Origin of the sequence: uncultured Maribacter sp. (assembly GCF_963977385.1) — a bacterium.
Classification (GTDB): domain Bacteria; phylum Bacteroidota; class Bacteroidia; order Flavobacteriales; family Flavobacteriaceae; genus Maribacter.
On record NZ_CAXBOU010000002.1, the window covers coordinates 355,073 to 378,177 of the forward strand.

25 protein-coding genes and 1 riboswitch are annotated in these 23,105 nt (G+C 34.0%); of the genes, 13 read left to right on the forward strand and 12 right to left on the reverse strand.

The window, feature by feature from the left end:
* Positions 1 to 17: 17 nt before the first annotated feature.
* Positions 18 to 1,709, forward strand: a complete 1,692-nt coding sequence (locus AAC084_RS04975) for an alpha-amylase family glycosyl hydrolase (RefSeq protein ID WP_339837726.1) — start codon at positions 18 to 20, stop codon at positions 1,707 to 1,709.
* Positions 1,710 to 1,727: 18 nt separating this feature from the next.
* Here AAC084_RS04975 and AAC084_RS04980 read toward each other — a convergent pair whose 3' ends face one another.
* From AAC084_RS04980 to AAC084_RS04990, 3 genes are read right to left on the reverse strand one after another with little or no spacing between them, the layout of a single operon-like run.
* Positions 1,728 to 2,093, reverse strand: coding sequence for a VOC family protein (locus AAC084_RS04980; protein WP_339837729.1), 366 nt, complete (start codon positions 2,091 to 2,093; stop codon positions 1,728 to 1,730).
* Positions 2,090 to 2,623, reverse strand: a complete 534-nt coding sequence (locus tag AAC084_RS04985; protein WP_339837732.1) for an SRPBCC family protein — start codon at positions 2,621 to 2,623, stop codon at positions 2,090 to 2,092. Before AAC084_RS04985 ends, AAC084_RS04980 begins: the two co-directional genes overlap by 4 nt.
* Before the next feature lie 41 nt (positions 2,624 to 2,664).
* Positions 2,665 to 3,321 carry an RNA methyltransferase gene (locus AAC084_RS04990; protein WP_339837734.1) on the reverse strand — a complete coding sequence of 219 codons (657 nt, stop codon included), beginning with the start codon at positions 3,319 to 3,321 and terminating at the stop codon, positions 2,665 to 2,667.
* A 48-nt stretch (positions 3,322 to 3,369) separates the two neighbouring features.
* Between AAC084_RS04990 and AAC084_RS04995 the strand changes: the two genes are divergently transcribed.
* Positions 3,370 to 4,056, forward strand: coding sequence for an NAD-dependent deacylase (locus AAC084_RS04995; RefSeq protein WP_339837736.1), 687 nt, complete (start codon positions 3,370 to 3,372; stop codon positions 4,054 to 4,056).
* Here AAC084_RS04995 and AAC084_RS05000 read toward each other — a convergent pair.
* Positions 4,025 to 4,498, reverse strand: a complete 474-nt coding sequence (locus tag AAC084_RS05000; protein WP_339837738.1) for a heme-binding domain-containing protein — start codon at positions 4,496 to 4,498, stop codon at positions 4,025 to 4,027. The two genes, AAC084_RS04995 and AAC084_RS05000, sit on opposite strands and share 32 nt — an antisense overlap.
* A gap of 34 nt (positions 4,499 to 4,532) precedes the next feature.
* Here AAC084_RS05000 and AAC084_RS05005 point away from each other — a divergent pair, with 34 nt between their 5' ends.
* The 3 genes from AAC084_RS05005 (at position 4,533) to AAC084_RS05015 (ending at position 7,578) form a co-directional block, all read left to right on the forward strand.
* Positions 4,533 to 5,114, forward strand: coding sequence for an adenylosuccinate lyase (locus tag AAC084_RS05005; RefSeq protein ID WP_339837741.1), 582 nt, complete (start codon positions 4,533 to 4,535; stop codon positions 5,112 to 5,114).
* Between the two features lie 112 nt (positions 5,115 to 5,226).
* Positions 5,227 to 6,570 (forward strand): adenylosuccinate lyase, encoded by a 1,344-nt coding sequence (gene purB / locus AAC084_RS05010; protein ID WP_339837743.1) that lies wholly within the window; start codon positions 5,227 to 5,229, stop codon positions 6,568 to 6,570.
* Between the two features lie 126 nt (positions 6,571 to 6,696).
* On the forward strand, positions 6,697 to 7,578 hold the full coding sequence (locus AAC084_RS05015) for a mechanosensitive ion channel domain-containing protein (protein WP_339837745.1): 882 nt from the start codon (positions 6,697 to 6,699) through the stop codon (positions 7,576 to 7,578).
* 65 nt (positions 7,579 to 7,643) lie between these two features.
* Here the strand turns inward: AAC084_RS05015 and AAC084_RS05020 are convergent, their stop codons facing one another.
* The 6 genes from AAC084_RS05020 to AAC084_RS05045 all read right to left on the reverse strand — a co-directional run bounded on the left by AAC084_RS05020 (position 7,644) and on the right by AAC084_RS05045 (position 11,378).
* Positions 7,644 to 8,453 carry a mechanosensitive ion channel domain-containing protein gene (locus tag AAC084_RS05020; RefSeq protein WP_339837748.1) on the reverse strand — a complete coding sequence of 270 codons (810 nt, stop codon included), beginning with the start codon at positions 8,451 to 8,453 and terminating at the stop codon, positions 7,644 to 7,646.
* A 165-nt stretch (positions 8,454 to 8,618) separates the two neighbouring features.
* The gene (locus tag AAC084_RS05025; RefSeq protein ID WP_339837751.1) at positions 8,619 to 9,158 is read right to left on the reverse strand and encodes a DUF4252 domain-containing protein; all 540 of its coding nucleotides are present in this window, start codon (positions 9,156 to 9,158) and stop codon (positions 8,619 to 8,621) included.
* A gap of 68 nt (positions 9,159 to 9,226) precedes the next feature.
* On the reverse strand, positions 9,227 to 9,769 hold the full coding sequence (locus AAC084_RS05030) for a DUF4252 domain-containing protein (protein ID WP_339837752.1): 543 nt from the start codon (positions 9,767 to 9,769) through the stop codon (positions 9,227 to 9,229).
* A gap of 118 nt (positions 9,770 to 9,887) precedes the next feature.
* Positions 9,888 to 10,442: a DUF4252 domain-containing protein gene (locus AAC084_RS05035; protein WP_339837753.1), complete on the reverse strand. Its 555-nt coding sequence runs from the start codon at positions 10,440 to 10,442 to the stop codon at positions 9,888 to 9,890.
* A 5-nt stretch (positions 10,443 to 10,447) separates the two neighbouring features.
* Positions 10,448 to 10,882, reverse strand: coding sequence for a hypothetical protein (locus tag AAC084_RS05040; RefSeq protein ID WP_339837757.1), 435 nt, complete (start codon positions 10,880 to 10,882; stop codon positions 10,448 to 10,450).
* Positions 10,869 to 11,378: an RNA polymerase sigma factor gene (locus tag AAC084_RS05045; protein WP_339837759.1), complete on the reverse strand. Its 510-nt coding sequence runs from the start codon at positions 11,376 to 11,378 to the stop codon at positions 10,869 to 10,871. Before AAC084_RS05045 ends, AAC084_RS05040 begins: the two co-directional genes overlap by 14 nt.
* 219 nt (positions 11,379 to 11,597) lie before the next feature.
* Here AAC084_RS05045 and AAC084_RS05050 point away from each other — a divergent pair, with 219 nt between their 5' ends.
* Positions 11,598 to 13,121 carry a S41 family peptidase gene (locus AAC084_RS05050; protein WP_339837761.1) on the forward strand — a complete coding sequence of 508 codons (1,524 nt, stop codon included), beginning with the start codon at positions 11,598 to 11,600 and terminating at the stop codon, positions 13,119 to 13,121.
* A 27-nt stretch (positions 13,122 to 13,148) separates the two neighbouring features.
* Positions 13,149 to 14,621, forward strand: a complete 1,473-nt coding sequence (locus AAC084_RS05055; protein WP_339837764.1) for a S41 family peptidase — start codon at positions 13,149 to 13,151, stop codon at positions 14,619 to 14,621.
* 57 nt (positions 14,622 to 14,678) lie between these two features.
* On the opposite strand, the gene AAC084_RS05060 is transcribed toward AAC084_RS05055, so the two are convergent.
* Positions 14,679 to 16,550: a TonB-dependent receptor gene (locus AAC084_RS05060; protein WP_339837766.1), complete on the reverse strand. Its 1,872-nt coding sequence runs from the start codon at positions 16,548 to 16,550 to the stop codon at positions 14,679 to 14,681.
* Between the two features lie 70 nt (positions 16,551 to 16,620).
* A riboswitch (cobalamin riboswitch) is annotated at positions 16,621 to 16,878 on the reverse strand.
* Positions 16,879 to 16,948: 70 nt separating this feature from the next.
* On the opposite strand from AAC084_RS05060, the gene AAC084_RS05065 reads away from it, so the two are divergent.
* The 6 genes from AAC084_RS05065 (at position 16,949) to AAC084_RS05090 (ending at position 22,366) form a co-directional block, all read left to right on the forward strand.
* Positions 16,949 to 18,097: an ABC transporter substrate-binding protein gene (locus AAC084_RS05065; protein WP_339837768.1), complete on the forward strand. Its 1,149-nt coding sequence runs from the start codon at positions 16,949 to 16,951 to the stop codon at positions 18,095 to 18,097.
* The gene (locus AAC084_RS05070; RefSeq protein WP_339837771.1) at positions 18,098 to 19,129 is read left to right on the forward strand and encodes an iron ABC transporter permease; all 1,032 of its coding nucleotides are present in this window, start codon (positions 18,098 to 18,100) and stop codon (positions 19,127 to 19,129) included. It abuts the gene before it with no gap.
* Between the two features lie 60 nt (positions 19,130 to 19,189).
* The gene (locus tag AAC084_RS05075) at positions 19,190 to 19,930 is read left to right on the forward strand and encodes an ABC transporter ATP-binding protein (RefSeq protein WP_339837774.1); all 741 of its coding nucleotides are present in this window, start codon (positions 19,190 to 19,192) and stop codon (positions 19,928 to 19,930) included.
* A gap of 105 nt (positions 19,931 to 20,035) precedes the next feature.
* Positions 20,036 to 21,382: a DNA recombination protein RmuC gene (gene rmuC, locus AAC084_RS05080; protein WP_339837776.1), complete on the forward strand. Its 1,347-nt coding sequence runs from the start codon at positions 20,036 to 20,038 to the stop codon at positions 21,380 to 21,382.
* A gap of 28 nt (positions 21,383 to 21,410) precedes the next feature.
* On the forward strand, positions 21,411 to 21,776 hold the full coding sequence (locus AAC084_RS05085; protein ID WP_339837778.1) for a 6-phosphogluconate dehydrogenase: 366 nt from the start codon (positions 21,411 to 21,413) through the stop codon (positions 21,774 to 21,776).
* A 23-nt stretch (positions 21,777 to 21,799) separates the two neighbouring features.
* The gene (locus tag AAC084_RS05090) at positions 21,800 to 22,366 is read left to right on the forward strand and encodes an acyl-CoA thioesterase (protein ID WP_339837781.1); all 567 of its coding nucleotides are present in this window, start codon (positions 21,800 to 21,802) and stop codon (positions 22,364 to 22,366) included.
* On the opposite strand, the gene pgl is transcribed toward AAC084_RS05090, so the two are convergent.
* Entirely contained in the window at positions 22,347 to 23,072 is a 726-nt protein-coding gene (gene pgl, locus AAC084_RS05095) for a 6-phosphogluconolactonase (RefSeq protein ID WP_339837784.1), read from the reverse strand. The genes AAC084_RS05090 and pgl overlap by 20 nt on opposite strands.
* Positions 23,073 to 23,105: the final 33 nt, after the last annotated feature.

Consider the following 23,105-nt stretch of genomic DNA (forward strand, 5'->3'; position numbering starts at 1 on the left):
GGGCAAATAATAAGGAAATGAAAAATTTATTCTTTTTAGCTCTATCTACTTTTCTGTTGGCTTCTTGTCAACCGATTACAAAAGACAAGGCCAAAACAATGGCATCGGTTGCCGATACTGTTGTAGTAGCAAAAAAGAACCCAAATTTTCAGTGGGAAGCCGCTACTGTATATTTTCTACTTACAGACCGTTTTAATAACGGTAATCCAGAAAACGATTTAAACTTTGAACGTGATGAAGCAACCGGAAAACTTCGTGGGTTTATGGGTGGTGATATTCAGGGTATTACTGAAAAAATTAAAGTTGGATATTTTACTGACCTTGGCGTAAATGCAATTTGGTTCACTCCTGTTATAGAACAAGTTCACGGTGCTACTGATGAAGGTACAGGCAATACCTATGCCTACCATGGTTATTGGGCAAAGGATTGGACAGCCTTAGACCCAAATTTTGGCACAAACAAAGATTTAGAAATTTTAGTCAAAACTGCACATGAAAATGGTATTCGTGTTTTGCTAGATGTTGTTTTGAACCACACCGGTCCGGTTACCGAAAAAGACCCTGTTTGGCCAGAAGATTGGGTGCGCACCTCCCCTACTTGTGAGTTTACCTCATACGAGAATACCACAGAATGTACCCTTGTAGCCAATCTACCAGATATATTAACCGAGTCTGATTCTATTGTAAATTTACCCGATGCTCTCCTTGCCAAATGGAAAGCTGAGGGAAGATTAAGTGAGGAGTTAGATGAACTAGATTTATTCTTTGATAGAACTGGCCACCCAAGAGCTCCCAGATTTTATATTATGAAATGGCTTACCGATTACATTAACAAATATGGTGTTGATGGTTTTAGAGTTGACACGGTTAAACATGCCAATGAAAATGCATGGGCCGAATTGTATAAAGAATCTTCAGCAGCTTTTGACCTATGGAAAAAGAAAAACGCCGATAAGGTTTTAGACACGCTCCCATTTTACATGGTCGGCGAAGTATATAATTACGGAATTTCTGGGGGTCGAGAATATGATTTTGGAGATAAAAAAGTAGATTATTTTGCTAACGGTTTCAAAAGCCTAATCAACTTCGAATTAAAAACAGATGCTGAAAAGGACTATGAATCAATTTTCTCTAAGTACAGTAAACTTTTACACACCACTCTAAAAGACAAAAGCGTTTTAAACTACCTTACATCGCATGATGATGGCCAGCCTTTCGACCAAGAAAGAACAAACCCAAAAAGAGCGGCAAATGTTCTTTTATTGACTCCTGGAGCCTCTCAGATATATTATGGGGATGAAACAGCCAGAGATCTTACCATTGAAGGTACCGAAGGTGATGCTACCTTGAGGTCTTTTATGAATTGGAACGAGCTCGATAGTCTAAATCAAACAAAAGAAATTTTAAATCACTGGCAGAAAATTGGGACCTTTAGAAACAATCACCCAGCCATCGGTGCCGGAATACATAAAAGAATTACTAAAATTCCATATGTATTTAGTAGATATTTTAGTAAAGATGAGTTTATCGACAAGGTTGTTATTGGACTTGACTTACCAAAAGGCAAAAAATCAATTTCTGTAAAAGGTATTTTTGGCGATGGCACAAAATTATATGATAGTTATTCTGAAACTGAGTCAGTAGTAACCAATGGTAAGGTTGTTCTTGAAAATGATTTTGATATCGTTTTATTAGAACTAATTCAATAAACTTTTTATATAAAATTGTTAAGCATTAGAATGAAGGGCAATTCTGTTGCCTTCTGTATCTTTCAATATACCCATAAAACCATGTCCTTCGCCAATTTCTGTTTTATATTGTAGTACTTGTCCGCCAGCTTCTTCCACCTTGTTTAAAACTTCCGACACATCTTCACATGAGAAATAAATTAGAACACCTTTCTTTAAACTGGGAACATAGTTTTCATGCTGTACCAAAGAACCATTAGCTTCCCCTGGTTTATTTTTATCAGGAAACCATCCCATTTTAAAACCTCCAAATTCATTTACTGATATGGATACGTCAAAGATGGTTTCGTAGAATATTTTAGCTCTTTCCATCTCAATTACCGGAACTTCAAACCATGCAATCATACTTGACTATTTAAATTGCTTTTTAAATTTTTTAATCCTTGTTCAAAATCTTTACCCACCATTTTATCCATACTCATGAACAACATCATAATACTCATAGGAAATTTATTGTTCCCAGTAAATCCCCATGTAACCTTACTCCTATTACCCTCTAATTCTTCGAGATCCATATAACAATCAGATTGAGATTTATATGGTTTTAAAAATCGTAAATCCTGTTCAATTCGCTTACCGTCGATTACTTTGGTTATTTCTTGCTCGCCCTCACCTACATCTTTATTACCATTCCAATAACTTACTGCACCAACCTCACCATCTATGCCAGTAAATTTTTGGTCCATATTCGGGTCTTTCCTAGCCCATGGCGACCATTCTTGTTGTTTTTTTAAGTATTTAAGATGATTCCAAACTTTATCTGTAGGCTGGTCTAATTCAATACTTCTAAAAACATGATAACTTTTAGGAGCAATTAAGGATAGAATAATTAGTAATACTAATATTACACCGATAATTATTAATACGTAATACATCTGTTATCCAATTAGTTATTCACTAACAAGTTAAGTAAAAATTAATTATTTGAATGATATCTTTCAAGTATATCATCAATACTTTTTATAGATTTTTTAGTCCAATCTAAACGCTTCTCCAACATTTCTTCTGGAGTCAATCGCCAATCAAAACCAGAAGCCTTCAATTTTGTGGTTAATTGTTGTAATATGATAGCTGCAGATACAGAAATATTCAAACTCTCAGTAAAACCTACCATGGGTATTTTTAAAGATGCATCAGAATTCTTAAGTACATAGTCGCTTAAACCCTTATTTTCAGTACCGAAAAACAATGCCATTTTTCCGTCTAATTCATAATCTTGTAATAATGAACTATCGGCATGTGGACTAGTCGCAACAATTTTATATCCTTTATTTCTTAAAATATTAACCACCTCTTTTGAGCTCTTATATCTTTTAACATCTACCCATTTTTGAGCGCCCATAGCAATTTCTTCATCTAAACGCTGACCATATTTACCTTCAATTAAATGTGCTTGCTGTATACCAAAAGATTCACAACTACGTATTACCGCACTAGTATTATGCATTTGAAAAACATCTTCTATGGCAACAGTTATAAAATTGGTTCTATGATTTAAAATATCGGTAAACCTTTTCATTCTTTTTTCGGATATAAATTCTTCTAAATACCCTAAAAGCTTCTCATCTATCATGCATCCAAGATAAGAAAAGTATATTTTTAAGCTGAATTAAATTAACACATGAAAAATATTGTAGTATTGACCGGGGCAGGAATATCAGCTGAAAGCGGATTAAAAACTTTTAGGGACGCTAATGGTCTTTGGGAAGGTCATGATGTTATGGAAGTTGCATCACCACAAGGTTTTCAAAATAACCCAGCGTTAGTTTTAGATTTTTACAACCAACGAAGAAGACAGTTATTAAGTGTTCATCCGAACAAAGCACATGTAGCGTTGGCGGAATTAGAAAAGCAATACAATGTGCATATTATAACCCAAAATGTAGATGATTTACATGAACGAGCAGGTAGTTCACAAGTACTTCATTTGCATGGCGAATTATTAAAAGCAAGAAGTATCGCTTCTACTGAAAATACTTTTGAATGTAAGAATGATATTCTATTAGGAGATCAATGCGAAAATGGATATCAAATTAGACCACATATTGTTTGGTTTGGAGAAGCGGTACCCTTATTAGAAGATGCTATCGTCATCACAGAGAAGGCAGATTTCCTAATTATAATAGGTACTTCAATGCAAGTATATCCAGCGGCAAGCCTCATTGATTTTGCGAAATCAAGTACTCCTATATACTTCATTGACCCAAAACCTGCAATTAACAACACCCCTAATAGTAATTTAACTATAATCTCAGAAAATGCAGTAAGTGGTGTCCCTACTTTGGTTGCTTCCCTAATTGATAAATAATTCTTGTTTTTTTTACCCATTCTACAAGCTCACCGACCTCTTTGTCCGTAAGTTGAACATTATTATGTAAATAAGTATACTCCGTTAAAGGCATATTTTTCTGAACTACCTCTTCCTCTATCTCTTCTAAAAGATGGTCTTTTTTATCAATTGAATACGTTTTCCATTCAGAAAAATTTAAATGTTTTTTTCCATCTTTCACATGATTATCAATCCAATAAGAAATAGGAGCAACATTATTATACCAAGGATATGCAGTATTATTACTATGGCAATCATAACAAGAGGTTTCAAACAAGGCTTTTAACTCTGGAGAAGGATTAGTTTCTTTGATAAAAATCTGAGTATGATTACCTGGTGAAATGTTCTTTGTAGGACTATAAAATTGCATGGCTATCAATACTAAAACCACACCTAGGCTAATTTTTTTTAGTAATTTCATATTTGGGGGAAATATCGAATAAAGATACAATTTTATGAACAAGGTAGAGCTTTGCGAGGCACTGAATTACGTTAATGCTACACGGGAAAATCGTAGTAAGATGGCGGTTAAAATTCAAGAACAGCCCTACCTTATTCCTATTTTAATAGAAATCTCTAAAGATAATTTAGACCCAATTTCTTGTAAAGCCACTTGGGTTTTAGAATCTATAGCAAAAAAAGACCTGCAATTTATATATCCTTCAATTAATACATTTATTCATTCACTATCTAGTTTAACCTTAGAATCATCTATTCGACCAGCTTCAAAAATATGCCAACTTCTTGTTCAAAATTATTATGCTATAAAAATATCTAACGTAAACAGTATACTTACCGAAGATCATTTAAATGCAATTTCTGAAGCAGCATTCGATTGGCTCATTGGTGATCATAAAGTTGCACCTAAAGCGTATTCAATGACAACACTGCTATTACTTGGTAGAAAAATTGCATGGATACACCCAGAACTAGAACTCATTTTAAAACAGAATTATGAAAATGGTAGTGCTGCGTATAAAGCACGTGCTAGAATGACTCTAGCGGTGCTTGAAAAAAATAAAAGTTCCAATTTATAAGTTTGATTTACTTTATTTAAATATCACTTTTTGCCAGTAACTTATAGGCTATAGAGTTTTAAACTATGGTACTAATAAGTATATTTGCCGCTTATTAATTCAACCATTAATTATGTCTCTTAACGCATTAAATGCCATTTCTCCTATTGACGGTCGCTATAGTTCAAAAACTAAGTCACTTTCTCCTTTCTTTTCTGAAGAAGCCTTAATCAAATACAGGGTAAGGGTAGAAATAGAATATTTTATTGCTCTTTGCGAGATACCTTTACCACAGCTATCCTCATTTGATTTTTCTAAGTTCGGTGAACTTCGTAAAATCTATACTGATTTTACTACTGAAGATGCTCAAGAAATTAAGGAAATAGAAAAAGTCACCAACCACGATGTCAAGGCGGTTGAATATTTCATCAAAAAAGCATTCGATTCTTTAGGCCTATCAAAATTTAAAGAGTTTATCCATTTCGGATTGACTTCACAAGACATTAATAATACTGCTATTCCGCTTTCTATTAAAGAAGCGATGAATGAAGTATATGTTCCTCAATATTTCGAATTGCTTGAAAAGCTAGATGTTCTAACATTAGAATGGGCAGACATACCAATGTTAGCAAGAACACATGGGCAACCTGCTTCTCCTACCCGATTGGGCAAGGAAATTATGGTGTATGTTGTTCGATTAAAGGAACAGTTTAATTTATTGAATGATATACCTAGTGCTGCTAAATTTGGTGGTGCTACAGGTAATTTTAATGCTCACTTAGTTGCTTATCCTTCTATAAATTGGAGAGAATTCGGTCAAAATTTCGTTCAAGAAAAACTAGGTCTTCAACATTCTTTTCCGACAACACAGATTGAGCATTATGACCATATGGCTGCACTTTTCGATGGCCTTAAACGTATTAATACCATTGTCTTAGATTTAGATCGTGATTTTTGGACGTATGTATCCATGGACTATTTTAAACAAAAAATTAAAGCAGGTGAAGTCGGTTCGTCGGCAATGCCTCATAAAGTAAATCCTATTGATTTTGAAAACTCAGAAGGTAACTTGGGTATTGCGAATGCGCTTTTCGAACATTTGTCTGCTAAATTACCTGTTTCAAGATTACAACGAGATTTAACCGATAGTACCGTGCTTCGTAATGTTGGAATACCATTTGCCCATACTATGATTGCTTTCCAATCTACTTTGAAAGGATTGAACAAGCTATTATTGAATAGAGAGAAATTTGAGCAAGATTTAGAGAATAATTGGGCAGTTGTTGCCGAAGCTATTCAAACTATTTTAAGACGCGAAAGCTATCCTAATCCATATGAGGCTTTGAAAGGACTTACTCGTACAAACGAAAAAATCAATAAAGCTTCTATAGCAAATTTCATTGATACCTTAGAAGTTTCTGACGCTATCAAAAAAGAGCTCAAGCAAATATCCCCAAGTAATTATACGGGTATTTAAATCACTTTTAATTCATTAAAACTTTTCTTTAGTTCAATAGCATTACAAGAGTCTCTTTGCGTGTTCTGTATTTTATTTTGTGGTTTGTATCCTATATATTTTGGTCGAACACAAAACTAGATGTACATGCAAACAAATTTTTCAGTCGAGGAGTCTCTTAATAATTTATGGGATAAATTAGATGGATGGTTAGATGCCATTATCCTAAAACTACCAAATTTTTTAATGGCAATTTTGGTAATGTTTCTATTTTACTTTTTAGCTCGAGGAGTTCGAAAAATATTAAAAAGAACAATCCTCAGAAAAATATCTCAAGTTTCTATACAGGAGATTATTGCCAAAGTTGTTTTCGTTATCATAATCTTAATAGGATTCTTCATAGCTCTGGGGGTTTTAGATTTAGACAAAGTACTAACAAGTATTTTGGCTGGTGCAGGTGTTGTAGGCTTAGCTGTTGGCTTGGCATTACAAGGCACATTAAGTAATACTTTCGGCGGACTTATTTTATCTTTTATGCCGCAACTTAAAATTAACGATTTTATTTCTGCTGATGGTGTTTCTGGGTTTGTGACTGAAATAAGTCTACGAAATATTATTCTAAAAAAACCCGACAATAATATTGTTGTAATTCCAAATTCAAAATTTATAGACGGTTCATTTACTAATTATTCTATGAATAAAAGAAATCGAATTTTTGTGAATTGTGGCGTTGGTTATGAAAGTGACTTACAAATGGTAGAAGATTTGACTGTGAAAATTGTTGCTGATAATTTTAAACAGAACGATGATGAAACCGTAGAGTTCTTTTTTACAGAATTTGGTGATAGTTCTATCAACTTTATGGTACGTTTTTGGTCAGATTGTGTAAATGTTAAGCAAGAACATGCAGCCAGACATAAAGCAATAAAAATCATTAAAAAGCATTTTGATGAACGACACATCAATATTCCTTTTCCAATTAGAACACTGGATTTCGGGAAGAATAATTTACAAATTGTAAACGAATAATTCTTTAAAATAAAAAACCCGTTGAATTATTCAACGGGTTTTTATTTTCAACTAACTGGACTAATTTATTTATTAATTTGTACTTCGTGTGGATAAGGAATTTCAATACCTGCACTATCCAATGCTTTCTTAGTTCCTTCGATCGTTGCGAAATATACATCCCAAAAATCTTCTGGCTTACAGAAAGGGCGCACTGCAAGATTTACAGAGCTATCTGCTAATTCAGAAACGTTTACCGAAGGAGCTGGATCCTTTAATACCTTAGGGTTTGATACCAACATCGCTAATAATACTTCTTTTGTTTTCTGAAGATCTGAACCATAATCAACACCTACTGTAGTATCAACTCTAATTTTACCTTCTGCAGTATAATTTATAATGTTGCCATTTGCCATAGCTCCATTAGGTACAATTGCTAATTTATTTTCAGGAGTAACTAACTTAGTTGTAAAAATTTCAATTTCCTTCACATTACCTAGTACGCCTTGTGCTTCTATTAAATCTCCTATTTTATATGGTTTGAAAATAATAAGCAAAACACCACCTGCGAAATTGGAAAGAGAGCCTTGTAAGGCCAAACCAATAGCCAAACCGGCGGCAGCAATTACTGCAGCAAAACTCGTAGTCTCTACCCCTAAGTTTGAAATAACCGTAATAATAAGAAAAATAGTAAGTGCCCATTTTACTAGACTTAATAAGAACTTTTTTAAAGATTCGTCATATTCTTGTTTGGTCATACCTTTTCTAGCTACACCAACCAACTTCTTTATTACCCAAGAGCCAATAATATAAATTAAAATTGCACCAATAATTTTTGGTCCAAATACCATTATAAAATCAATTCCCTTGTCAATCCATACTTGTGCGTCTTCCATTATAAATAGTTTTTTGTTTAGGTTGTTATTTAATCGTCCTCAATTATATGACACAATCTTTTTTAAAAGGTCACATTAAAAATACGTTTAAACCTGAACTAAAAGCAAAAAAAAGCCCATTACAAATATGTAATGGGCTGTACTTAATGCAAATACGGTTAATAATTAACCTTTTATTAAATTTCCAAGTTGTTCGAGACCTTTGCCATCGAAATTAGATTTTTCCATAGCTTGTATTAATTGGACAAAACTTGCAGGGTTCATATCATCTCCCAAAACACGAACAAGAATTAATCCTTTTTCATCATTATCTCCATAGATAATAATTTCATCAATGGTGTCATCATCACCTTTCATTTGAATAGTGGCTTTTCCATAAGATGTATTCATTTTCATTAGTTCACTAAAATCAGAACTGTTTAAAATAGATTTAATAGCTGCCTTTTGCACTTTATAGTCGGCACCATTATTATCTTTTTTCTGAAATGCTAAAACATTCAACTTCTTAAGCGAACTTGCCGCCTTTTTTTGAGCTTCATTCAATTCTGCCTTTTCTAAGTTCAAAAGACTGGAGGGTAAATCAAAAGACATAAAATTTGGATTCTCGGAACTAGCAATGAAATACTGCTGTAGACTTTGTTCTGAAGAACAAGATGAAATGGTGAAACCAATTACCAATGCTATAACCCAATATACTTTTTTCATAATGCTTTTATTTAAAATTGAAGAAAAGAACCTTTCAGTTTAACGAAAGGTCCTTTCCTAAAAATTATTTACTTACCAGAAGCTTTATTCAAATCTTGCGGTAAATTCATTTTGTTGGTGATCGACCCAATTTTGTTTAAATCGATATCACCAGTTAGGCTGACCAAAACAGTTTCTAGTTTTCTTCCATGATCACCTATGTCAACATTATCCAATCCTGAAACAAACATTAATAATTCTGTCACATGATCCTTTTTTGCACCATCTCGAACATAGAACTTAACATTTACATCTTTGTCCTTTACTCGCATTAATTCTTCTAATTTCGAAGACTTAAGATACTTCTTAACCGTTGCAGACATATCTGCCGAAACCGATGCGTCTTCGGTCATAAAAACTTTTATATTTTTAAGTCCGCTCGCTACATCCATAAACTCCTTCGCTTCGGCATCATCACTCATTCCTCCTAATTTAGAGACTAAGTCGATCATACCCTTGTTAACGATTACAGATCCAACGTTATCCATATTCTCATACTTATCAAATACAGACTGTGAGAAACCCAATGTGGGTAAAATTGCCATTAAAAATACTACTGCTACTTTTTTCATGATTGTTGTTTTTAGTACTTCTACCCAATTATAGGATAAAAGTGATTGATGAATTGATGAATACTTGTTTATCAAAAGCGCTAATTTAATTTGGGGATTAGCGCTTTTTGACTATTATTTAATTCCCCTTTTTTGATGCTTTACCTAATTGGTCACCTCCTGGTAAATCCATTTTATCAGTCAACTGCGATACCGATCGTAAATTGATATCTCCTGTTAAGGATAGTAAAACCGTTTCTAGTTTTTTACCATTGATGTCTATATCCATATCTTTCATACCGGTTACAAACATTAAAAGCTCTTTTACATGGTCGCTGTCTTTACCTTCCTTTACATAAAATTTCACATTAGAACCACCATCCCTAACTCGCATTAATTCTTCAAATGATGAACTTTTTAAGCGATTGGTCACCCAATTATCTACATCTTTAGAAATGGCTGCATCATCGGTTGTAATTACTTTAAAGCTTGTAATTGAATTTACGAGTTCAAAAAACTCTTTTGCTTCTGGATCATCAGAGCTTACGCTCATTTTACCTAACATTTGAAACATCTTAGGTTGCATGGCAACAAAGGTTACTTTGTCATTATCTTCGTATTTATCGAAAATATCTTGAGCTCTTGAAATAATCGGAGCCAGCACCAACATCGTTAATAGTATTATCTTTTTCATTGTAATTATTTTTTCGTTAAAAATTTATTTGTTGTTTTTTCAAATTCCTCTAAATAGTACAATTGCTCAGTACCTTTATTGAAATTCATTGCTAATAAGGCAAAAGCCTCTTGTGCAGACTCAATTTCCTCCTGTGTATACTCGTCTGCTAAAGTAACTGGGGCTGGCGTTGGTTGATACATATACAACCCGACCATAAAGACTGCTATCGCGGCAACAGAAACCCATTTCAAATAATTTTTTCTAGGTTTTAATGGGATCTGCTTTGTAAAGCGTTCTTCTTTTGCTTTTGTGAAATAATTGAACAAAGGTGCATGCTTCTCTAAATGAGATGCGACATTCTCTTCTGAAAAATACGCCCTAAGGGTTTCTTCTTCAGCAACCGTAGTCGTGGCTTCAAAATATTTCTCTATTAATTTTTCTATGTTATGCAATTCCATAATTATGCTTTTCCATTAATTTTTTACGTACGGTTTTTCGTGCTCTGGACAAGGCTACCCGTATAGCTGTAGGTTTCATATCCAATAATTTTTCTATCTCTTCGTATTCATACTGCTCTACATCTCTCAACTGTAACACCATTTTTTGTTGCTCTGGTAATTCGGCCATAATGCGTTCAACCCAACTTATGCTATCCTTGGCTTCTAACTCACTTTGTAAAGATGTGCTTGAATCGGTATAATTACTGTGAACCAATTTCAAATTACTAGCTTGTTTAGATTTCAACCTGTCCAAACAGAAATTCTTTGTCATTGTCATCGCAAATGCCTCAACATTATTATAGGTCTCCATTTTATTTTTCTTTGCCCATAATTTAATAAGGATCTCTTGCGTAGCATCTTCAGCCTCCTCCGTCGAAACCAACAACCTTTTGGCCATGCGGAACAACTTATCCTTAAATGGTAATACAATATTTAAAAACTCTGTTTGTTTCATTTTGGTTTGGCTGTTCATAAGCTTGCTAACAGGCTTACAAAAAGAAGACGAAGTTGAACGATTTTTGTTACAATTAATTTTTAAATAGATAGCTAGTACCTAAATTTAACATCCTTATACCGCTTATATACGTACTTACATAAACATTTATTTTTGTATTGAACAAAATACCCTCGAAAGTGGAATGTTTATTGATATAAATAAAGATTAAAAAAAGCTATGAAAAAATTTTTCCTATCCCTCCTATGCCTAGGAATCATTGTTGTCTCTTGTAATAAAAATGATGATGACCCAATAATTGAAGAAGAAGAAATCGAAATTCCTGAAGAAGAAGTACCGGTTGTAGTTGATATTGAAGTTCAAAATTTTTTTTGGCAAACTCTAAATAGCTACTATTTTTGGCAAGGTGATGTACAAGATTTAGCAGATGACCGTTTTGATACCCAAGCTGGTTATGAAGAATTTCTTGCTGAAAACCCTATTCCTGTAGATTTTTTAGAAAACAAACTACTTTTCTCAGAAGACAGATTTACATTTTATGATGAAGATTATACTGAATTAGTAAATAACTCTGCAGGTGTATCTAAAAGTAATGGTCTACAATTCGGACTTTCATTAATCGGGGATACAGATGATGTTTTCGGTTATGTAGAATATATCATCAAAGATTCGGATGCCTCTAATCAAGATATCAAAAGAGGTGAAGTATTTACTGGGGTTAACGGTACGCGCTTAAATCGAGATAACTATATTAACCTTCTATTCGGTGATAATGACACCTATACTTTAAACATGGCCGAAATAGTAGATAATACAATAAGCCCAATTGATAAAGAAGTTACATTAACAAAAGCTGAAGGTTTACAAGAAGATCCTATTTTGGTAACCAATGTAATTACTTCTGGAGATAGAAAAATTGGATATTTCATGTACAATCAATTTGTTCCTGGAACCGAAGATGCCATGAATGCTGTATTTGCAGATTTCATGTCTCAAGGGGTAACCGACTTAGTATTAGATTTACGATATAACCTAGGTGGCAGAGGTACAACTGCAGCGGTATTAGCCAGTTTAATTCATGGCACAAATACTGCAGATTTGCTATTTAGAACAATATACAATTCTAAATTACAAGCCGTTTTTGATAGCAGCGACACCGATAACTTTTTTGTAAAAACTACAGGTACCGTCAGTGGTAGTTCAAATGCAGCTTTAAATACATTGAATCTAAGTCAAGTGTATATAATCGCTACAGAAAGTTCTGCTTCTGCAAGTGAATTGGTCATGGTTGGCTTAGAACCCTATATGGATGTTGTACATATTGGTACTACTACAGTTGGTAAAAATCAAGGGTCTGTATTATTTGTTGATGATCCAGAAGGAGGTAATGTTTATGACGAAACAAGAGTAGATAATATAAACCCTAATGTACAATGGGGATTACAGCCTATAATTAGCAGAGTAGAAAATAGCGCTGGTTTTTCTGATTATGCTGATGGTTTAATACCAGATATTAAACTTGAGGAAGATATTACCAACTTAGGAATTCTTGGTAATGCCAATGAGCCTCTATTAGCAAGAGCAATACAAGAAATTACGGGAATAGGCGCCAAAAGAAGTTTTGAGGTGACTATACCTGCTCGTGTAATTTCAAGTTCTAAGCTTTATAATCCTAAAAATGCGACATTATTATTGAATAAAAACATTTCAGATTCTAAAAATCCTTTATTACCAAGGAAATAAATCTAAAACATTTCAGTTTCTCTATTTATGAAGAAGGCTTTATTATTATTATTATTTACCGCAGTTATATTTTCGTGTTCTAAGGATGATGATTTATCATTACCTAAAACAATTGACCCAGATGGTTCAGCCGATGTAGAAGTTCAAGATTTTATGTGGAAATCAATGAATTTTTGGTATTTCTGGCAATCCAATGTAGATGATTTGGCTGATGACCGATTCGAAAATACAGATGAAGGTCGTGCAGCATATACTGCTTTCTTAGATTCAGAAGATAATCCTGCTGAATTTTTTGAAAATAAACTGCAGTACATCGAGGACCGATTTAGTTTTTATAACTCCGATTATCGTGAGCTTACCAATTCTTTAGCAGGTATCTCTAAAAGTAATGGTTTGGAATTCGGACTGGTCCGTTTTCAAGACAGTGAAGAATTATTTGGTTTTGTACGTTACATCGTACCTAATTCAAATGCATCAAATGTAGCTATTCAACGTGGTGATTTATTTACAGGTGTTGACGGTCAAACCTTAACATTAGATAACTACACATCATTACTTTTCGGAGCAAATGACACCTATACTTTAAATATGGCAGATTTTTCGAATGGTAACGTTTTACCTAACGAAGAAGAGGTTACACTTACTAAAGAACAAGCACTTTCTGAAAATCCAGTTTTTATTTCTAAGTCTTTCGAAATTGCAGGAGAAAATATTGGCTACATCATGTATAACCAATTTACCAATGAATATGATGATGACCTCTATGCTGCCATAGTAGCTTTAAAGTCTGCAGGTATTACCAATCTAATTATGGATTTGCGATACAACCCAGGTGGTTCTGTAAATACCACTCGTCTGCTTGCTAGTATGATTTATGATACGAATACATCTGATATTTTTTTAAGAAAAAGATACAACGATAAACTTCAAGAACAATTTAACGATAGTCAACTAGAAGTTTATTTTGCTGATAAAGTTAATGGTAAGACTATTAACTCATTAGGCTTCTCTAAATTATATGTTTTAACCTCTTCAAGTTCTGCATCAGCAAGCGAATTACTAATCAATAGTTTAGAACCTTATATTGATGTTATTCAAATTGGAGACGTTACCCGAGGAAAAAATGAATTTTCAACTACATTAGTTGACGATCGCGATAATTCTTACTTGTATACTCCTTCACGAGTAGACAAAATCAATCAGAACAATCTTTGGGCCATTCAACCATTGATTGGTAGAAACGAAAATGCGGATGGTTTTTTTGATTTCACGAGCGGTCTACAACCAGATATTATTCTAAAGGAAGATTACGGTAACCTTGGTATTTTAGGAGATCAAAATGAACCTTTATTAGCTAAAGCTATTGAGGCTATTACTGGACAAACTGGTAAACGTGATTTCACCGTTAACAATCCGATAGATGTTTTTATCAGTTCTAAAGTGAATAATCCTATTAATAATAAAATGATTGATGATACGGTTTACGATTTAGAGTTTTAGAGTTTTAGACCAATTAAAAACAAAAAAAAGGACAGCTAAATAGCTGTCCTTTTTTACTTATAAACTCATTTTAAATCCTAATCGTAAATTTCTTCCTTTAGTAGTATAATCTACTAACTCTGTATATTTTTCATTCAAGATATTATCAACACCAATAAAAGCTCCAAACCTTTTGGAAAAATCATGTTTCAATTGCAGGTTTGCCAAACTAAAACTTCCTAAAGTTACTTCTGAAAAGGTTGCAAAATCAGTATCTGTTCTGTCAGAAACATATTGGTAAGTAAGACCTATAAATGTTTTTACACCAAGGGTATAACCTAAACTCACATTAACCTTATTCTTTGGAACTCTGAGCGCTAAGCCTTCTTTAGAATTCGTAAGCGTATAGTTCGCATCAATAGTCAAACCTTTAGTAGGTTTAGAACTAAAGCCTACCTCTACTCCATTAAAATGAGCCGTATTTTCAGAATTACGATATTGACTTTCAAAGGTATTTGGATCTATGGTTACATATTCAATACGATCATCTTCCGTTCTATTAAAATAAACGGCATTTATCATAAGCTTATCTGATATTCTATATTCAACACCACCTTCTAGGGTAGTATCTTCCTCAGGATTCAAATCTTGATTAGCTCCAAATGGGCCATATAATTGTGATAAATTCGGTGCTATATATGAGGTAGCATATGAACCTAAAAACTTTAAATACCCAGAATTTATATTAATTCTGTAAGATGGATTAATGTTATAAATAAAATTTGAACCGTAGTTACTATGATTATTAAGACGAACCCCAGCATTTAAGTTCAAACCCTTTTCGCCAACATATACCATGTTCACATAAGGATCAACAGTGTTAGAATTCTGCTCTTCGGAAAATAATGTCTGATTATCAATATAATTCAAACCAACTATGGTATGAAATTTTTCAACAAACGTATACTTGTTAAAAACATCTAATACATACGAACGAGAATCATAAGCTGCCGGAAAACTCGATACAAAAGACCTATCAATTTGGTTGAATGCCGTATTCACATGTATACTCCCCTTTTCATAACTATACTTAGAAGCTAATCCAAATCGTGACTGCTCGCTGGTGAATGAAAAATCGGCATCTTCAATTGGAAAGCCATTGTCATAATCGCTATTTAATTTATTATAAAATGCAGAAGCTGTAATATCAAAATGTTTAGAAATTTGATAACCAATTTTCACATTCCCATCAATTCGTGAAAATGCATCTGCTTCAGTACCGATGGCTGCAGATAAACCATCTGTAAATTGATGACCTCCAGAAGCCAAAAATGTCAACTTTCCCTTTATAGCACTAAGGTTCACTGTGTTTGAAAAATCAGAAATGTTATAATTCTGATTATCCTCAGATTGGTTGGTACCCATACTAGAAAGTAAATCTAGAGAAAAACCCACCGTTTTAACTTTTTTCGTAGTTATGTTAATTACTGCTGTTGCTGCTGAATTTCCATAAAGTGTACTTGCAGCTCCTTTTAAAATTTCAATACTTTCTATTTGAGAAGTATTCAAAAGCCTAAGGTCATATTCGGCGCTTGTTCCAGAAGGGTCTGAAACTTGTATACCATCGATAATGACCAAAACTTGACGATTATTACCTCCTCTTACATAGGCAGATAAGTTCTGACCGGCATAACTTCTGGTTCCGTTTATTTCAATGCCGCTTTTAGTATTGATAATTTCTGCAACAGAGCGTCCTTGGTTTTGTTCCAATTCTTTTTGAGAAATGGAAATTACCGTCTTACCGGAGTTTTCACGTTTTAGCTCAAAACGTGAATCACTAACGACAACTTCGTCTAATTGTAATGGATTAATGGAATCTTGTTGTTGCTGTGCACCCACTTTGGCGCATAGTAATACTGTGACCGTTGGCCACAAAAAATAATTTTTCATTCGTTTAAATTCATAAACGGGAGCATAGTATGTCTGTACCCATACGTAAACCTCTATCCCGAAAGTTTAACATTTCTTGTTTGAATAAGGCAGGTCTCCTGACTTGTTTTATGCTATTCCGCCTTCCCATGTTTTCTGAACCGGTTCAGTTGACAAAGTGGCTTTGAAGAAAATAACATCTTCTTAAAAGAAGTGCCAAACGGAATCTATTTGCCAATAGCGTAGTTTGACATAAACTTACAGTTGCGGGAACAGTTCCGGATTTAAACCGGATTCCCTTTTAATCTCGCTACAAAAAGCAGTGAAAACCAAAATTCACGGCGAAAGTAAACATTTAGTTTAATCTTTCTAAGTAAACTTTTATAATACTACTTTTGAAAAATAGATGTAAATCATAGATGTTCAAACACCTACTCATTTTAATATTTCTACTTTTTTTATGCGGATGCAGACAGCAAAAAAAAGATTCGGTACCTGTACAAATTCAAGAAAGCGTTACTTCTATTACGCATGCCAAAGGTTTTACCATCGAGAATTTGTCATCGGGTATAACGGTAATTAAAGTATTGGTACCCTGGCCAAATGCAGACATAACCTATACCTATGCTTTGATCCCCAAAGAAATTCAAGCAAAGGTGAACATAAACAGAAATGACTATGACGCTATTGTTGCGGTTCCTGTAGAAAATGTGGTGGTAACCTCAACAACTCACATACCCGCATTAGAGGAGCTAGGGGTATTGAATAAGCTTATTGGATTTCCAGATACCAAGTATATTTCATCAAAAAATGCCAGAACTCTAATTGATGAGGGCAAAATAAAAGAATTAGGTATTAATGAAAATTTAAACACCGAAGCGGTTTTAGCATTACAACCTGATGTCATATTTGGGTTTGCCATCAATGGTGGTAATAGTATTTATGAAACTATTCAACGGTCGAATATACCTGTCGTTTATAATGGTGATTGGGTAGAAGAAACTCCTTTAGGCAAGGCAGAATGGATAAAGTTCTTTGCTCCCTTTTTTAATAAGTCAACAGAAGCGAATACCATTTTTGGGGAAATTGAAAAATCATATCTCGATGCAAAAGAATTGGCCGCTACCGCTACAATTAAGCCTACTGTACTCAGTGGGGCTCTTTACAAAGATGTTTGGTATTTACCAGGCGGTAAGAGCTGGGCAGCTAATTTCTTAAAAGATGCCAATGCAGAATATCTTTGGAATAATGACCCTGAAAACGGAAGCCTATCTCTAAGTTGGGAAAGCGTGTTGGATATTGGCAAGCAGGCTGACTATTGGATTGGTCCTGCTCAGTTTTCAACCTATCAAGAAATGGAATCATCGAGTAATCATTATAAACAGTTTGATGCTTTTCAAAATAAAAATATATTTACCACTGCAAATACTTTAGGTGAAACTGGTGGTACACTATATTACGAACTAGCCCCACAAAGACCCGACTTAGTATTGAAAGATTTAATTCATATTTTACACCCGGGTTTACTACCAAATTATAAACCCTTCTTTTTTAAACCGTTACTTTAATTGTCAAAACAACCTACATTCGCTATTCATTTTATAGTTCTACTTTTTGGGCTAATTGCATGCTTTGTAATTAATATAAGTTTGGGTTCGGTTAGCATATCGTTTATCGACACCATTAAAGTAATTTTCAATTCAGCTACAGAAGAGTCTTCAAACACGTATATTATTTGGAATTATAGAATACCCAAAGCACTAACTGCTATTTTCGTTGGTAGCGGACTGTCTTTAAGCGGGCTTTTGATGCAGACGTTGTTTCGAAATCCTTTAGCTGGCCCTTATGTTTTAGGCATTAGTTCTGGAGCAAGTTTAGGTGCTGCGTTATTAATAATGGGGTCTTCCCTATTCTCAGGATTATTGACCTTTTCGGCATTTAATGATATTACTTTGGCAATTGCCTCTAGCTTAGGTAGTTTTCTAGTTCTGATAGTTGTCTTATCGGTTGCTACTAAAGTAAAGGATACTATGGCACTTTTAATCATTGGGTTGATGTTCGGGAGCATCACCGCCGCTATAGTTAGTGTTCTTTCCTATTTCACAAAGGCAGAGAAACTTCAGCAATATATCTTTTGGTCTTTTGGAAGCCTAGGCAACCTTTCTTGGAAACAATTAGCAATAGTTGCTATTTGTACAATACTTGGTATTCTATTAAGTATTCTATCCATCAAATCACTTAATGCCTTTTTACTAGGAGAAAACTATGCAAAGAGTTTGGGTGTTCGATTACAAAAATCACGTTACACCATAATTGTCGCAACAGGACTTCTTGCTGGCTGCATTACTGCTTTTGCAGGGCCAATAGCCTTTGTTGGCTTGGCAGTACCTCATGTTACACGACAATTATTTCATACTACAGATCATAAAATACTTATACCTGCAGTACTTTTTTGTGGTGCTATTTTAATGCTTGTTTGTGATACCATAGCCCAAATGCCAGGTTCAGTAAGTGTTTTACCCATAAATGCTATAACTAGTATTTTTGGTGCACCTGTTGTTATTTGGTTACTTATTCGTAAAAAGAAAATGATATTTTAATTTAAATGACATCAAGCCATTAAAAATACAAGCCTAAATAGCACTTTAAAAGTCAATGATTTGTCCGTTGGTTATGACAAAAAAGTCATTGCTTCTGCTATTTCTTTTGATATCAAAAAAGGTGAGCTTGCTGCTATTGTAGGTATTAACGGAATTGGAAAATCTACCTTAATACGCACCATTGGAAAGTTTCAACCAAAGATTTCTGGTTCTATAAACATTGATGGTAATGAACTTGAAACTTTCGATGAGCTAGAAATGGCTACGAAAGTAAGTGTGGTGTTAACAGAACCTATTGCATCAAAAAACCTATCTGTAAAAGAATTATTGGCATTAGGTAGACAACCATACACCAATTGGTTAGGGAAATTATCGGCAGAAGACATTTCTATTATTAATAATTCTGTAACACTACTTGAGCTTGAAACCTTCTTAGATAAGAAGTGCTTTGAATTGAGTGACGGGCAATTACAACGTGTGCTGATCGCCAGAGCTTTAATTCAAGATACCGATATAATTCTGTTAGATGAACCTACAACACATTTAGACTTATACCATAAAGTTCAAATTTTAAAATTATTGAAATCAATTGCCCATAAAACCAATAAAGCGATTCTTTTCACTAGTCATGAAATAGAATTAGCTATTCAGTTGTGTGATAAGATGTTGATTTTAGATGGTGTAAGCAATGTATTTGATGAACCATGCAAGCTTATTGAAAACAAAAGTTTCGAGACCCTTTTCCCGTCTGATATGATTTCCTTCGACCCTAATACCGGGTCATTTAAAATCAAAAAATAAAGCTATCCCTATTTTAATTAAGATTATATATGTTAATTAAAACAAGTTATGCTCTCAAAACTTTAATAGGTGATCCAGTATCTTTACAACTTCTTTAGATAAGTAATGAACGAAATTTATATATATCTTCTTGTTGGTATCCTATGTCTTGCTATAGGATATTTTCTTGGGACCTATATTCAGCACCTTAAAACTAAATCGAAACAAAGTGCCTTAGAGGAACGTGAGCAGCAAATGCACAACAATCTATCTGTACTACAAGATCGTTTAAAAGATGCCGAGCAATATAGACTAGGTCTACAATCAGAAAAAGAAAATCTTGGAAACCAAATTGTACGGTATCAGGCAGACTTAGAAAATCTTCAAAATAAAAATAGAGAGCAGAAAGAAGAAGTAGAAAAACTTCAAGAAAAATTCACCAAAGAATTTGAAAATCTTGCCAATAAAATATTAGAAGAAAAGAGCTTAAAGTTTACAGAGCGTAACGAAAAGAATATCAAGGATATTCTAACTCCCTTAAATGAGAAAATTCAACTTTTTGAGAAAAAGGTAGAAGCTAGCCAGAAAGAAAATATAAGTATTCACTCTGCTTTGAGAGAGCAACTTCTAAATCTACAGTCCCAAAATTTAAGGATTACCCAAGAAGCAGAAAATTTAACCAAAGCCTTAAAAGGTGATAGTAAAATGCAAGGTAATTGGGGCGAGTTGGTTTTAGAACGTGTCTTAGAAAAATCGGGACTAGAAAAAGACAGAGAATATACCGTACAACAGAGTTTTACCCGAGCCGATGGTAGTCGTGTATTACCCGATGTTATCATCAACCTACCAGATGGAAAGAAAATGGTAGTAGACTCAAAAGTATCTCTAACCGATTATGAGCGCTATGTAAATGCAGATGAAGAATTTAGAGAGAAGCATTTGAAAGATCACATTAATTCTCTTAGAAGACATGTAGACCAATTATCTGCAAAAAAATATGAAGATCTTTATGAAATGGAAAGTCCCGATTTTGTATTGATGTTCGTTCCAATAGAACCTGCTTTTGCCATAGCCATCAACCAAGATAATTCTTTATACAATAAGGCCTTTGAGCAAAATATAATTATTGTAACCCCTTCTACCCTTCTTGCTACCTTACGCACTATCGATAGTATGTGGAATAATGAAAAACAACAACGTAATGCTATTGAAATAGCACGCCAAGCTGGTGCGCTTTATGATAAATTTGAAGGTTTTGTTAGCGACCTTATGAAGGTGGGCAAGAAAATGGATGAAGCCAAAGGAGAATATCGTGGCGCCATGAACAAACTAGTCGATGGTCGTGGTAATATTGTCAATAGTATTGAGAAATTGAAAAAAATGGGGGCTAAGGCAAAAAAATCTATTCCAGAATCTTTATTAAAAAGGGCAATAGAAGATGAGGATTTTGAAGAAGAACCAAAATTAAAATAAGCACTAATTATTAATAGAAAACATCCCTATGAAAAAAATACTATCACTAATCATTTTTGGCTTTATTGCCATCGCAGCATTATACTATGCCTTTATTTACTTTGTATCCTTCAGTGAGGGCGTACGCTCAGGAGAGTTAATTAAATTAACCCACAAAGGTGTTATAGCCAAAACATGGGAAGGTGAAATAAGCCAAGGAATCTCGGGTGCTCAAATATTTTCCTTTTCAATTTTGGATAAAGATAAAGAGGTCATAGAAAAAATGAAGGAATACCAAGGGCAATATGTAAAAGTGACTTATACTGAACGTTATGCGACCTTCTTTTGGCTAGGTGACACTAAATATTTTATCACCAATGTCGAAGCAGAACAATCACCACACTTTAGAAATTAGTAAAACCTTTTAATCATTTTACAATGGCAGATAACAACAAGCAAATAACAAAGTTTAAAAGTGTAAGAGATTCAAGAGTTTCAATAACTGAATTAATGCTTCCCTCCCATTCCAACTTCGGTGGTAAGGTACATGGTGGACATATTTTAAGTCTTATGGACCAAATTGCATTTGCCTGCGCTTCTAAGCACTCACAACATTATTGTGTAACAGCTTCAGTAAACAGAGTAAACTTTTTAAATCCAATTGAAGTTGGTGAGTTGGTAACATTAAAGGCCAGTATTAATTATACCGGCCGAACCTCTATGGTTGTTGGCGTTCGTGTCGAGTCTGAAAATATCACTTCAGGAACAAGAAAACATTGTAATTCATCTTACTTTACTATGGTTGCCAAAGGCCCTGATGGCAAAAATGTTCCTATTCCTGGTCTAATCGTAACTGATGATCAAGGCGTAAGAAGATTTGCCCGTAGCAAATACAGAAAATTAGAAGCTCAAGAAAGAGATACTAAATTTGAATCTAAAACCTTTATTTCTCATAATTATTTAAAGGAATTAGAAAGTGAGAATATTAAGATTGATCTAAAGTAAGTTGTTCAGCAGCAGCAGCATCTAAAAACCAAAATAAATCCTTTGTTTTTGGGGAAACATGACTTGCAGGATATTCTAAATAACCTTCTTCCCTATCTACAATGATTCTCACCTTTTCTGCTTTACTGTCGCCGGTAACCAAGAACACTACAGTTTTGGCATTATTAATAATTCTACCGGTTATAGAAACTCTTTTCTGACCTGATTCTGGATGAATAGCCACTTCGCAGTTATCTGGTGAAATCCACAAGTTCAGTTCATGCGGAAAAATTGATGCGGTGTGCCCATCATCGCCCATGCCCAAAATAACCATATCAAATTGTGGTAAACCCAGGGCTTTTGGCAATTCTGTTTCTAATAATTCTCCATAACGCTTGGCTTCCAATTTAGGGTCAGCCTCGCCTTTTATACGGTGAATATTTTCTTTTGGGATATTAACTTTAGAAATTAGGTGTTCTACCGTCATTCTATAATTACTTTGTTCATCGTCTGGTGCTACACAACGTTCGTCTCCCCAGTATAAATGAATAGCACTCCAATCTACATCGCTAGAAAATTCTTCTGCTAAAACATCAAATACTATCTTAGGTGTACTACCACCAGATAAGGCGATATGATATGTTTTTTGATTTGCTGATTTTTCAATTAAAAACTTTGAAAATTCCTCTGCAACCTTAACTTTATTTTGATATACTTTTACTTCCATTCTTACTTGTAAATTGTATTGTATTTTTTAAAA